The sequence below is a fragment of the Enterobacter sp. NFIX59 genome (assembly GCF_900113755.1).
Lineage (GTDB): Bacteria > Pseudomonadota > Gammaproteobacteria > Enterobacterales > Enterobacteriaceae > Enterobacter > Enterobacter pseudoroggenkampii.
The window spans coordinates 204,462-217,725 of the sequence record NZ_FOQN01000002.1; the positions used below are offsets into that span (position 1 = coordinate 204,462).

General features: G+C 55.1%; 10 protein-coding genes. 2 read left to right on the forward strand and 8 right to left on the reverse strand.

Annotated features, from left to right (window positions below; all coding sequences use genetic code 11):
- Positions 1-22 precede the first annotated feature (22 nt).
- Genes queE through BM007_RS09745 form a run of 3 tightly spaced genes read right to left on the reverse strand, consistent with a single transcriptional unit; the run spans position 23 to position 3,015 of the window.
- On the reverse strand, positions 23-694 hold the full coding sequence (gene queE / locus BM007_RS09735) for a 7-carboxy-7-deazaguanine synthase QueE (protein WP_090418477.1): 672 nt from the start codon (positions 692-694) through the stop codon (positions 23-25).
- A 54-nt stretch (positions 695-748) separates the two neighbouring features.
- A complete protein-coding gene (locus BM007_RS09740; protein ID WP_024909263.1) occupies positions 749-1,456 on the reverse strand; it encodes an N-acetylmannosamine-6-phosphate 2-epimerase in 708 nt (235 codons plus the stop codon).
- Complete coding sequence (locus tag BM007_RS09745) at positions 1,456-3,015, reverse strand: maltose/glucose-specific PTS transporter subunit IIC (RefSeq protein ID WP_090418480.1); 1,560 nt, start codon at positions 3,013-3,015, stop codon at positions 1,456-1,458. The genes BM007_RS09740 and BM007_RS09745 overlap by 1 nt, the downstream gene beginning before the upstream one ends.
- A 165-nt stretch (positions 3,016-3,180) precedes the next feature.
- On the opposite strand from BM007_RS09745, the gene BM007_RS09750 reads away from it, so the two are divergent.
- Positions 3,181-4,005 (forward strand): MurR/RpiR family transcriptional regulator, encoded by an 825-nt coding sequence (locus BM007_RS09750; RefSeq protein WP_090418483.1) that lies wholly within the window; start codon positions 3,181-3,183, stop codon positions 4,003-4,005.
- Between the two features lie 358 nt (positions 4,006-4,363).
- Positions 4,364-5,473: an SDR family oxidoreductase gene (locus tag BM007_RS09755; RefSeq protein ID WP_032648092.1), complete on the forward strand. Its 1,110-nt coding sequence runs from the start codon at positions 4,364-4,366 to the stop codon at positions 5,471-5,473.
- Positions 5,474-5,527: 54 nt separating this feature from the next.
- Here BM007_RS09755 and eno read toward each other — a convergent pair whose 3' ends face one another.
- The 5 genes from eno to rlmD form a co-directional block, all read right to left on the reverse strand.
- Positions 5,528-6,826 (reverse strand): phosphopyruvate hydratase, encoded by a 1,299-nt coding sequence (eno, locus tag BM007_RS09760; RefSeq protein WP_024909267.1) that lies wholly within the window; start codon positions 6,824-6,826, stop codon positions 5,528-5,530.
- Positions 6,827-6,908: 82 nt separating this feature from the next.
- Entirely contained in the window at positions 6,909-8,546 is a 1,638-nt protein-coding gene (gene pyrG / locus BM007_RS09765; RefSeq protein ID WP_090418486.1) for a glutamine hydrolyzing CTP synthase, read from the reverse strand.
- Positions 8,547-8,769: 223 nt separating this feature from the next.
- Positions 8,770-9,561: a nucleoside triphosphate pyrophosphohydrolase gene (gene mazG / locus BM007_RS09770; RefSeq protein WP_090418489.1), complete on the reverse strand. Its 792-nt coding sequence runs from the start codon at positions 9,559-9,561 to the stop codon at positions 8,770-8,772.
- 66 nt (positions 9,562-9,627) lie between these two features.
- Positions 9,628-11,859, reverse strand: a complete 2,232-nt coding sequence (relA, locus tag BM007_RS09775; protein ID WP_024909268.1) for a GTP diphosphokinase — start codon at positions 11,857-11,859, stop codon at positions 9,628-9,630.
- Positions 11,860-11,910: 51 nt separating this feature from the next.
- The gene (gene rlmD / locus BM007_RS09780) at positions 11,911-13,209 is read right to left on the reverse strand and encodes a 23S rRNA (uracil(1939)-C(5))-methyltransferase RlmD (protein WP_032648099.1); all 1,299 of its coding nucleotides are present in this window, start codon (positions 13,207-13,209) and stop codon (positions 11,911-11,913) included.
- Between the last annotated feature and the right edge of the window lie 55 nt (positions 13,210-13,264).

Consider the following 13,264-nt stretch of genomic DNA (forward strand, 5'->3'; position numbering starts at 1 on the left):
CGCTCGCGCCACCGGGCTTTTTTTATGCAATATTCAGATACTTGTGCGTCTGCATCGACAGGCGCCAGTTGCGCGCAATACAGGTTTCAATGCACAGGCGCGTCGCGTCATCTTTCTGGCTGATCGGCTGAAGCGCAATGACGCGCTGCTTTTCATCCGTCAGCGTGGCCAGCAGTTCATCCAGCGCTTCGATATCACGCACGCGCCCTACCGGGTGCTTAATCTCATCCGCGCGTTCCAGCGCCTGAGACAGCACGTCATACCCGCCGCGCATATTCACTTTTGGCGATACCGTCACCCAGGTCGTGTGTGAACAGCGCACTTCATGGGTGCCGCTGGTTTCAATCTGGCAGCTGTAGCCGTTCTTTTCGAGCAGCTCGGTCAGCGGAGTCAGATCATGGATGCAGGGTTCACCGCCGGTGATCACAACGTGGCGCGCCATCCAGCCCTGACGACCAATAATGGCCAGCAGATCTTCGGAACTGCCCGCGCCCCACTTATCGCTCTCTTTGGTTTTCGCCAGAATGCTAAACAGCGACACTTCCCGATCTGCGAGCTTATCCCACGTATGTTTGGTATCACACCAGGCACAGCCAACCGGGCATCCCTGTAAACGAATGAAAATAGCGGGAACGCCGGTAAAGTAACCCTCGCCTTGCAGGGTCTGGAACATCTCGTTAATCGGGTACTGCATAGTCATCTCAGTAAAGGGGATAAACGATAAGTATCGCAGATCCCCGCCGGATGGTCATGCTCCATCGGTGCTTTGCGCGCCAATCGCCGCCATAAACCGTTCCGTGATTTGCTGTGGGCGGGTGATCGCACCGCCGACGACGACCGTATGCGCGCCCAGCGCCAGGCATCTGGCCGCGCGTTCAGGCGTATCCACGTTGCCTTCGGCAACCACGGGAACCGTCACGGCCGCCAGCACCGCTTTCAGGAACGTGCAGTCGTTGTCAGGCAATGTATGACCCTCGGTTTCCGCCGTGTAGCCGTAAAGCGTGGTGCCGACGCAGTCAAAGCCCAGCGCCTGCGCCGTCACGGCTTCGTCCACGGAGGAGATATCCGCCATCAGCAGCACCGCGGGATAGCGTGAGCGGATGCGCGAGACCAGCGTTTCCAGGGATTCTCCGCCGGGACGCTCCCGCGCCGTCGCATCAAGCGCAATGATTTCCGGAGAGACGCTCATGAGCTCATCCACCTCTTTCATCGTGGCGGTGATAAACACCTCGCTTTCCGGGTAATCCCGTTTGATGATGCCGATGACCGGCAAAGAGACCTGCTGCTTAATGGCCTCGATATCTACCACGCTGTTGGCACGAATTGCAGCGGCCCCGCCCTGCGCCGCCGCCAGCGCCATCCGCGACATAATAAACGGGCTATGCAGCGGTTCATTCTCCAGCGCCTGACAGGAGACGACCAGTTTTCCCTTCAGGTTATCCAGTACAGTTTTCATTACGATAAGATCTCTTCCACTTCGTTTTTGATAATCGTGACGTGCGGGCCATAAATGACCTGAACACCGTTACCGCGCACGATAACGCCGCGCGCCCCGGTGGCTTTCAGCGCCGCGTCATTCACCTTGCTGCCGTCCTTCACCGTGACGCGAAGACGCGTGGCGCAGCAGTCCACCTCGTCCAGATTGTCTTTTCCGCCCAATCCGGCGATTACCGCAACGGCGCGCTCGCTCTGCGAGAAGGTCACTTCATTGGTCATCGCCTCCTTTTCCCGACCCGGCGTAGCAAAATCAAAGCGGTTAATCAGGTAGCGGAAGGTGAAGTAGTAAAGGAAGAACCACGGCACGCCGACCAGCGGAACGAACATCCAGTTGGTTTTGGCCTCCCCCTGCAAAATGCCGAACAGCACGAAGTCGATAAAACCGCCGGAGAAGGTTTGCCCGATGGTGATATGCAGCATGTGTGCAAGCATGAATGCCAGCCCATCAAACAGCGCATGAATGACGTAAAGCACCGGTGCAATAAACAGGAACGAGAATTCGATAGGCTCGGTAATCCCGGTCAGGAACGAGGTTAACGCGGCAGAAAGCAGCAGTCCGGCAACGCGCTTTTTGTTCTCGGGTTTTGCCGTGTGGTACATCGCCAGGCACGCGCCGAGCAGGCCAAACATCATCGTAATAAAGCGCCCGGACATGAAGCGTGACGTGCCTTCGTAAAACTGACGCGTGGTAGGATCGGCCAGTTGGGCGAAGAAGATCCGCTGCGTGCCTTCCACCAGATGACCGTTGACGATTTCACTGCCGCCAAGCGCGGTGGTCCAGAACGGCAGATAGAAGATGTGGTGCAAACCAAACGGGCCCAGCATGCGGAGAATAAAGCCGTACAGCAGGGTGCCCAGATAGCCGGTGGCATCCACCAGCCCGCCCAGACCAAAAATCAGCTTCTGGAAATGCGGCCAGACCACGGTCATGAGCGCACCGACGAGGATCGCCGCCAGCGAGCTGATAATAGGAACAAAGCGCGAGCCGCCAAAGAATCCGAGGAACTGCGGAAGCGCTATTTTATTAAACCGATGATGGAGCGTGCAGGTCACCAGACCAATCACCACGCCGCCAAACACGCCGGTTTCCAGCGTCTGAATGCCCAGCGTCATGCCCTGCCCCACGGCGCCCGGGTTGTCGTGCGCCAGTTTGCCAGTGAGGATCAGCAGCGCGTTAATGGTGGCATTCATCACCAGAAACGCGAGTAATGCCGCCAGTCCGGCCGTACCCTTATCGCTTTTTGCCAGCCCTACGGCCACCCCAACGGCAAACAGCACCGAGAGGTTCGCAAACACAATGGATCCTGCGCTGCTCATGATGGTGAAAATGGCCTGAAGCCAGCCCACGTCTAAAAACGGATAAGCCGCCAGCGTATTGGGATTCGATAACGCGCCGCCTATCCCCAGCAGCAGACCCGCCGCAGGCAACACGGCAATCGGCAACATAAAGGATTTGCCAAAGCGCTGCGCTTTTTCAAACCATCCCCCTGAAGAAGCCCCACTGAATATTTGCATCATTTTTTCATCCCCCCATTAAACGATGAAAATTTTTACCATATAAATATTTAATAGTGAAAATTATCATCAAAAACCAGGGCGACGATCATACTTTTTCAAAATGACTGGCATCTTTCCCCCGCTTTCCGCCACACTAGTCGCAGAGAAACGCATTAAGGATCGAGCATGTCAGACCATGAAAACCTGCTGCTGAAGCTACGCCAGGAGGCTTCCGGGTACAGCCCAACACAACAAAAACTCGGTGAATTTGTCCTCAGCGATCCTGCCCGGGTGCTCTACCTGACGATCACCGAGCTGGCGCGCGAGAGCCACACCAGCGAGGCCAGCGTCACGCGTCTTTGCCGCACGCTGGGCTGCAAAGGCTATAACGAATTTAAAATGGCGCTTGCGCTGGATATTCAGCAGGGCCAGCCCGCGCGTCAGGCGGGAGATGAGATTGATAACGTCGTGGATGAGTCGGTGCAGGCTTTGCAGGATACCGCCAGACTCCTCGACCGCACGCTGCTTGAAAAGGCGGCGCTGGCGCTGCACCAGGCACAATCCGTGCAAATTTATGGCGTCGCGGCCAGCGCGATCCTTGGGGAGTATCTACACTACAAGCTGTTGCGTCTGGGCAAACCCGCACAGCTGTTTAGCGATATGCACCGCGCGGCCATGAATGCGACAACGCTTTCGAAAGAGACGCTGGTTGTGGCCATCTCCAGTTCGGGTTCAACGCGGGATTTACTCCACGTGGTGAAGCTTGCCCGCAAGCGCGGCATTAAGGTTCTGGCACTCAGCAATACGCCCCGCAGCCCGCTGGCGTCTCTGAGCGACATGCAGCTGGTGGCTGCCAAACCAGAGGGCCCCCTTAGCGCAGGTGCACTCAATGCTAAGGTTGGGGTGATGCTGCTGGTCGAGCTGCTGACCACGTCCATGATTGCGCTGGATGGTCATTACGGCGACGTTAGCCAACAAACAGCCAGCGCTACGCTTCCTCTGTTACTCTAAAAATCCTTCGCAGGCTAAATAAAATAGCCTGCGATTTATGCCGTCTGATTTTAGTTAAGTGGCGTTTAAATCATTTATTTGATAAATGTTTGGTGTAACAAATTATTATATTTATTACATTTTGAATTAAGTTTACCGTTCGGGAAAGCCTCTATAAAAAACATTAAATTCAATAAGTTAAAATTTAAATTTTAATAGAGTGAATTTTTACCCTTCCGCTAATGTCCAAAATATCCGCCCGATTTCCTTTCCTTAAAATAAGCTTAAGATGCTGTCGGTTTCGGCGATTTATTATTTAAATGCCGTTTACTTTTGCGCGCCTACAATCCGCCTCATCAATCATAATGAGACGGTATTAATGAAGATGTTATTGATTACAGGCGTGACCGGATTTCTGGGCGGTGCAGTTCTTGAAAAAATCCTGACCAACGATCAATCCGTAGAACTCCTTTTGCTCGCGCGTGCCGGCGATCCGCAGAGCGGGCTGGAGCGCGTGCTGGAGAATATGCGCAAGTTCAACGTTCCTGAGGACAAACTGGCCTCCCTGACGGTGGATAATATCCTGATTGGCGACCTCAGCCAGCCTGAAGCCTTCCTGAACGATCCCCGTCTGGATCGGGTCACGCATGTCGTGAACTGTGCAGCCGTCGCCTCATTTGGTAACAACCCGCTGATCTGGAAGGTCAACGTTGAAGGTACGCTCGCGCTGGCGCGCCGTATGGAGCAGGTCACAGGACTGCAGCGTTTCCTCCACGTCGGCACCGCGATGTCATGCACGCCGGAGCAGGATTCCCTGGTCGCCGAAAGCGCCGAATTCAGAGAGAATGCGGAACACCTGGTGGAATACACGTTTTCGAAGTCAACCATCGAACAGCTGATGCGCCAGGAGTGTCCGAACCTGCCGCTGCTCATCGCCCGTCCGTCCATCGTCGTCGGCCATACCCGTCACGGCTGCACACCGTCGAGCAGCATTTTCTGGGTCTTTAGCATGGGCCTGATGCTGCAGAAGTTTATGTGCTCAATGGAAGACCGGATCGACGTTGTTCCGGTGGATTATTGCGCCGACGCGATGTTAATGCTGCTCAACAGCAATGCTCGTCCGGGAGAAGTGGTACACATTTCTGCGGGAGAAGAGAACAGCGTTCGCTTTGCGGATATCGATCAGGCAATGGCGCAGGCGCTGGAGAAAGCCCCCGTCGGTGATAAGTATGCGCAGGTCAGCTACGAAACGCTGGTCAGAATGCGTCGCGAGCTGAAACATATTTTTGGGCCGTGCAACGAACGTCTGATGCTGAAAGCCATGCGGTTATACGGTGCGTTTGCCACGCTTAACGTTCGCTTCAGCAACGATAAGCTGCTGAGCATGGGGATGCCGAAGCCACCCCGGTTTACGGATTATATCGCCCGCTGCGTGCAAACCACTCAGGGGCTGACCATTCCGGAGCAGATGGCGGTTGATTTTAAATAGCCAAAAAAAAATGCCAGTCATTCGACTGGCATTTTCGTTTTAAGGCTTAGGCTATTATGCCTGGCCTTTGATCTCTTTACGACCGTTGTATGGTGCTTTTTCGCCCAGCGCTTCTTCGATACGAATCAGCTGGTTGTATTTAGCAACACGGTCAGAACGGCTCATAGAACCAGTTTTGATCTGGCCTGCAGCGGTACCCACAGCCAGGTCGGCAATGGTAGCGTCTTCAGTTTCGCCAGAACGGTGAGAGATAACAGCGGTGTAGCCAGCGTCTTTCGCCATTTTGATCGCAGCCAGAGTTTCGGTCAGGGAACCGATCTGGTTGAATTTGATCAGGATGGAGTTAACGATGCCTTTCTCGATGCCTTCTTTCAGGATCTTGGTGTTGGTTACGAACAGGTCGTCACCAACCAGCTGGATTTTGTCGCCCAGTACTTTAGTCTGGTATGCGAAGCCAGCCCAGTCAGACTCGTCCAGACCGTCTTCGATAGACACGATTGGGTACTGTTTGGTCAGGTCTTCCAGGAAGTGAGTGAACTCTTCGGAGGTGAACGCTTTGTTGCCTTCGCCAGCCAGAACGTATTTACCGTCTTTGTAGAATTCAGATGCTGCACAGTCCATCGCCAGGGTGATGTCTTTGCCCAGCTCGTAGCCTGCAGCTTTTACTGCTTCTGCGATAACAGCCAGTGCTTCTGCGTTAGAACCCAGGTTTGGCGCATAGCCACCTTCGTCACCAACAGCCGTGTTCATACCTTTGGCTTTCAGAACTTTAGCCAGGTTGTGGAACACTTCAGAACCCATACGTACCGCTTCTTTCAGGGATTTCGCGCCAACTGGCTGAATCATGAATTCCTGAATATCAACGTTGTTGTCTGCGTGCTCACCACCGTTGATGATGTTCATCATTGGTACAGGCATGGAGTATTTGCCTGGGGTGCCGTTCAGTTCAGCGATGTGCTCGAACAGTGGCATACCTTTAGCAGCCGCAGCCGCTTTGGCGTTCGCCAGGGAAACTGCCAGGATTGCGTTCGCACCGAAGTTAGATTTGTTTTCAGTACCGTCCAGATCGATCATGATCTTGTCGATGCCAGCCTGGTCTTTGGCGTCTTTGCCAATGATTGCCTGAGCAATAGGACCGTTTACAGCGCCAACCGCTTTCAGTACGCCTTTACCCAGGAAGCGAGATTTGTCGCCATCGCGCAGTTCCAGCGCTTCGCGGGAACCGGTAGAAGCACCTGATGGAGCAGCAGCCATACCAACGAAACCACCTTCCAGGTGAACTTCGGCTTCAACGGTCGGGTTACCACGGGAGTCGATGATTTCACGACCGATGACTTTAACGATTTTGGACATTAGATTTTCCTCAGTACAAGTTAAACTAAAACTCCAGACAAACAACGCGTACCAAAGGTACGCGTTGCCGTTCTAACTTTTTTTACTTCGCCTGACGCTTCTGGTAGTCGCTGGCGGCCTTCACGAAGCCTGCAAACAGCGGATGCCCGTCGCGTGGCGTTGAAGTAAATTCCGGGTGGAACTGGCAGGCGACAAACCACGGATGGTTTGGCACTTCAATGATCTCGACTAACTGATCATCCCCGGAGCGTCCCGCAACACGCAGGCCCGCGGCTTCAATAGGTTTCAACAACATGTTGTTGACTTCATAGCGGTGACGATGGCGCTCGGTGATGACCGGCTCGCCATACAGCTTGCGAACCACGCTATCGTCAGTCAGCTGGCAGGCCTGTGCGCCAAGACGCATGGTGCCACCCAGATCGCTCTTCTCGGTACGGACTTCGACATTACCTTCTTCGTCACGCCATTCAGTGATAAGCGCCACCACAGGGTACTTACAGTCTGGCACAAATTCCGTAGAGTTCGCGTTTTCCATTCCCGCTACGTTGCGCGCAAATTCGATCAGCGCAACCTGCATACCCAGGCAGATGCCGAGGTAGGGAATATTGTTTTCACGCGCATAGCGCGCGGTAGCGATCTTGCCTTCTACACCGCGGTAGCCGAAGCCGCCAGGGATAAGGATAGCATCCAGATCTTTCAGGATTTCAACGCCACGCGTTTCAACATCCTGCGAATCAATCAGCTTGATGTTCACAGAGACACGGTTCTTCAGACCACCGTGTTTCAGCGCTTCGATCACTGACTTATAGGCATCCGGCAGTTCAATGTACTTGCCGACCATACCGATAGTCACTTCGCCTGCCGGGTTGGCTTCTTCATAAATAACCTGTTCCCATTCAGACAGGTTAGCTTCCGGACAGTTCAAGCTGAATCGTTTACAAATATAATCGTCCAGGCCCTGCGATTTCAACAGGCCCGGGATTTTATAAATGGAATCGACATCTTTCATTGAAATAACGGCTTTTTCAGGCACGTTACAGAACAATGCAATTTTCGCACGTTCGTTCGCCGGCACCGCACGATCGGAACGGCAAACCAGGATGTCTGGCTGAATACCAATGGAGAGCAGCTCTTTAACAGAGTGCTGGGTCGGTTTGGTTTTCACTTCACCTGCAGCGGCCATGTATGGCACCAGGGTCAGGTGCATGAACAGCGCGTTTTCACGGCCAATATCTACCGCCAGCTGACGAATCGCTTCCAGGAATGGCAGAGATTCGATATCACCCACGGTACCGCCGATTTCAACCAGCACCACGTCGTGGCCTTCGCCACCCGCAACAATGCGTTCTTTGATGGCGTTAGTGATGTGCGGGATAACCTGAACGGTGGCACCCAGATAATCACCACGACGCTCTTTACGCAGAACGTCGGAGTAGATACGGCCAGTCGTGAAGTTGTTACGACGGGTCATTTTGGTGCGGATGAAACGCTCGTAGTGGCCAAGATCCAGATCGGTTTCAGCGCCGTCTTCAGTAACGAACACTTCCCCGTGTTGGATTGGGCTCATGGTGCCCGGATCGACGTTGATGTACGGATCCAGTTTCATCATGGTCACATTGAGGCCACGGGCTTCAAGAATGGCTGCGAGGGAGGCTGCGGCAATGCCTTTACCCAGAGAGGATACGACCCCGCCGGTCACAAAAATATAGTTCGTTGTCATGCTGAACCTGAGAAGTTAGGGTGAAACGATGGAATAACCAGGACGGGAAAGTAGTATACCCGAACACGGCGAGCGCCACAAACTTTCATTCTCCGTCTCCATTCCAGGCCATGACAAACATAAGGAGTGAGAAAATAGCCCCTTTTGGGTAAATGTTTTTGACGCAAATCAAGCGCTTGTCATTTAAAAAATCACACAAATTGCGCTTGATCGCAAAATTTCGTTAGAGATCAGATTCCTGGCGCTTTACTTCCTGCCAGACTTCTTCCATCGCTTCGAGGTCAATACCGCTCATTTCCAGGCCTCGCAAAGCGACAATCCGCTCAACTTCGCGAAAGCGGCGTTCGAATTTCAGGTTGGCTTTTTGCAGGGCGGTTTCCGCTTTTACACCCAGGTGGCGAGAAAGATTGACGGTCGCAAACAGCAGGTCGCCCATCTCTTCCTCAAGCTTTGCTTCATCCACCACCGCCTGCTGCGCTTCGTGCATGACTTCATCAATCTCTTCGTGCACTTTATCCAGCACCGGGCCGAGGGAGGTCCAGTCAAAACCGACGGCGGAGCAGCGTTTCTGGATTTTATGCGCGCGCATCAGCGCGGGCAGGCTCAGCGGAATATCATCCAGCGCCGAGTGCTGAGATTTTTCCGCCCGCTCGGCGCTTTTGATCTGCTCCCAGCGGGCCAGCACCTCGGCGCTGTTCCCTGCGGTGGCATCGCCAAAAATATGGGGATGACGGCGCTCAAGCTTGTCGCTGATGGCAGTGCAGATATCGTCAAAGTTAAAGCGCCCTTCTTCCTGCGCCATCTGCGCGTAAAACACCACCTGGAACAGCAGATCGCCCAGCTCGCCGCGCAGGTCGTCAAAATCTTCACGGGAAATGGCGTCCAGCACCTCGTAGGTCTCTTCAAGGGTGTACGGGGCGATGGTGGCGAAAGTCTGCTCTTTGTCCCACGGGCAGCCGTTTTCCGGGTCGCGCAGGCGTTTCATGATGCCGAGCAGGCGGTCGATTTGAGTCATAGTACTGTCCTGATGAAAAAATGCCGGGTGGCGGCGTTGCCTTACCCGGCCTACGTAAGAGGATGTTTAACCGCCGTGCAGACGACGCGCGTCAATCACATCCGGCACCTGGTTCAGCTTGCCGAGCACGCGGCCCAGCACCTGCAGGTTGTAGATTTCGATGGTCATATCGATGGTGGCAAGCTGCTCGCGGGTATCGCTGCGGCTGGCAACACCCAGCACGTTGACCTTCTCGTTGGCGAGAATGGTCGTGATGTCGCGCAGCAGGCCGCTGCGGTCGTTGGCGGTAACGCGCACCACCAGCGAGTAGCCGGCGGAATAGCTCTCACCCCAGACCGCTTCCACGATGCGCTCCGGCGCATGCGACTGAAGCTCGGCAAGCTGGTCGCAGTCGGAACGGTGAATCGAAATCCCGCGCCCCTGGGTGATAAAGCCGACGATATCGTCGCCCGGAATAGGCTGGCAGCAGCGGGCAATGTGGTGCATCAGATTGCCCACGCCCTCGACCACCACGCGGCCATTGTCTTTGCTGCGCTGCTGCGGCGCGTAGGTTTTCTGCTGCAGCTGCTTCAGCGCCGCCGCGTCCTGCTCTGCCGCACTTGGCTTATTGAACTGCGCCTGCAGGAAGTTCACCATCTGATTCAGACGGATATCACCGCCGCCGATCGCCGCTAACAGCTCGTCAAGCTCGTTGAAGTTGTAGCGCGGCAGCAGGAATTTCTCCGCCTCTTTCAGGCTTATCCCGATATGCTCCAGCTCGTCGTCGAGGATCTGACGACCGGCAAGGATGTTCTTGTCACGATCCTGTTTACGGAACCAGGCGTGAATTTTCGAGCGTCCGCGGCTGGTGGTGACATATCCCAGGTTCGGGTTAAGCCAGTCCCGGCTCGGGTTGGGCTGCTTCTGGGTAATGATTTCAATCTGGTCACCCATCTGCAGCTGATAGGTGAACGGTACGATTCGTCCGCCGATTTTCGCCCCGATGCAGCGGTGCCCCACATCGCTGTGGATGTGGTAGGCAAAATCGAGCGGCGTAGAGCCCGCAGGCAGGTCGACAACGTCCCCTTTCGGGGTAAAGACATAGACCCGGTCATCAAAGACCTGGCTGCGCACTTCGTCGAGCATCTCGCCGGAGTCGGCCATCTCTTCCTGCCACGCAATCAGCTTGCGCAGCCAGGCAATGCGGTCTTCGTGGCCTGAACGCGCCCCGCCGGACGTGCCTTCTTTGTATTTCCAGTGCGCGGCGACGCCCAGCTCGGCGTCCTCGTGCATCTGTTTGGTGCGGATCTGAATCTCGACCGTTTTGCCGCCTGGGCCAAGCACCACGGTATGGATAGACTGATAGCCGTTCGGTTTGGGGTTGGCGACATAGTCATCGAACTCATCGGGCAGATGACGGAAGTGAGTGTGCACTATCCCCAGCGCGGCGTAGCAGTCCTGCAGACGCTCCGCCACGATACGCACGGCGCGCACGTCAAACAGCTCGTCAAAGGCGAGGTGTTTCTTCTGCATTTTGCGCCAGATGCTGTAGATATGCTTAGGCCGCCCGTAGACTTCGGCGCGCACGTTCTCTTCTTTCATCGACTGGCGCAAGCCACCGACAAATTCCTCGATATAGTGCTCGCGGTCGATGCGGCGCTCGTGCAGGAGTTTGGCAATACGTTTATATTCCGCCGGGTGCAGATAGCGGAAGCAGTAATCTTCCAGCTCCCATTTCAGCTGACCAATCCCTAAGCGGTTCGCCAGCGGCGCATAGATGTTTGTACACTCTTTGGCGGCGAGCACGCGCTCGTCTTCCGGCGCATCCTTCACCTCGCGCAGGTGGGCAATACGCTCGGCCAGCTTGATGACCACGCAGCGGAAATCATCCACCATGGCCAGCAGCATCCGGCGAACGTTATCAACCTGTTCCGAGGAGACGGAATCGGTGTGCGCGGCTTTGAGCTGGCGGATAGCCGCCATATCGCGCACGCCGTGGATCAGCGCGACGACGGATTTCCCGACGCTGTCGCGCAGCACGTCCTCGCTGACCACGTCCGCATCCGCGAGAGGGAACAGCAGCGCGGCCTGCAGCGTTTCGATATCCATGTTCAGCATGGACAGGATTTCAACCATCTCCACACCGCGCCACAGGAGAAGATCGGCGTCGGGATGCCCCTGCGTGGTGCGCAGACAATAGGCCCAGGTTTCGGTTAAGCGTTCACACGACTGCTGGCTGGAAATTCCCAGACTTGCGATCCATTTTTGTGGGTCAAACTCCCCAGCTTTATTGAGATGTGCACTTCTTACCGCAACCATTGTCCTCTCCTTTAGGGACCAGGGCCTGTCGAAGTCGACAAGCCAAACAAATTAGATGTGCTCGAACAACACCATCGATTCCAGATGACCAGTGTGCGGGAACATGTCCAGCATTGCCAGACGCTGAATCTGGTAACCCGCGCTAATTAATGCCTCACTGTCCCGGGCAAGCGTTGCCGGGTTACAGGAAACATAGACCACACGCTTTGGCGCGAGTTTAATAATATGTGCCATCACACCAGGGGCACCGGCACGCGCCGGGTCAAGCAGGATTTTATCAAAGCCCTGTTTTGCCCACGGCTGTTGGGTGACATCTTCCTCAAGATTTTGATGAAAGAATGTCACATTTTGCAAGCCGTTCTGCTGTGCGTTCTCCTGCCCTTTCGCCACCAGCGCCTCAACGCCTTCCACGCCGACGACGCTGGCCGCTTTTCGCGCCAGCGGCAGCGTGAAGTTGCCCATTCCGCAGAACAGATCGAGCACCCGATCGCTTTTCTGAACATCCAGCCACGCCAGCGCTTTCTCAACCATCTGCTGGTTAACACCGTCATTCACCTGAATGAAATCCCGCGGGCTGAACGTTAAGCGTAGTCCGTTTGACGCATACCAGGGCACCTCACCGGTAACCTGCTCAAGTATCTCGCTTTGTGGTGCAAGGAAAAGCGCCAGGTCGTGTGAATGCGAAAAGCGTTCCAGTTTTTCGCGATCTTTTTTCGACAACGGCGCGGTATGGCGCAGGACCATCAGCGGCCCATTGTTGGCCATGACCAGTTCGACATGCCCGAGATGGCGAATGCCGTCCAGCCCGGAGAGGCAGGTGCGCACATCCGGAAGCAATGCCTCAAGATGGGGCACCAAAATGGGGCACTGCTTCACATCAACGATGTCGCTGGAGCCGGCCTTGCGAAACCCCATCTCCAGCCGATCCGTTTTTGGCTGATAGCTGAGGCTCAGGCGTGCGCGCCGACGATAGCCCCAGGGCTCATCGGCGAGAATTTCATTAACGTCATGTTTAAGCAGACGCGCCAGCGCGCGGCTTTTGCTTTTTTGCTGTAATTCTGTGCTCGCGTGCTGTTGCTGGCAGCCCCCACAAACGCCAAAATGTGGGCAGCGGGGATTCACGCGCTCCGGGCTATCGTTGAGGCGACGCTTAACCTGCCCGCGCGCGAACTGGCGTTTATCTTCCGTCAGCGTAATTTCTGCTCGTTCTGTTGGCAGTAAACCTGTTATAAACAGAGCCTTACCATTGTGACGTGCCACTCCCTGACCAAACGGATCGAGGTCCGTGGCTTCAACAGTGATGATTTGACGCGTCGTCACGCGTCGCTTTGCAGAGTAGAATTGCGCCATCGCCGAGATTTTTCTCACATAAACATAATTATCTTAATTGTCCCATAACGGAACG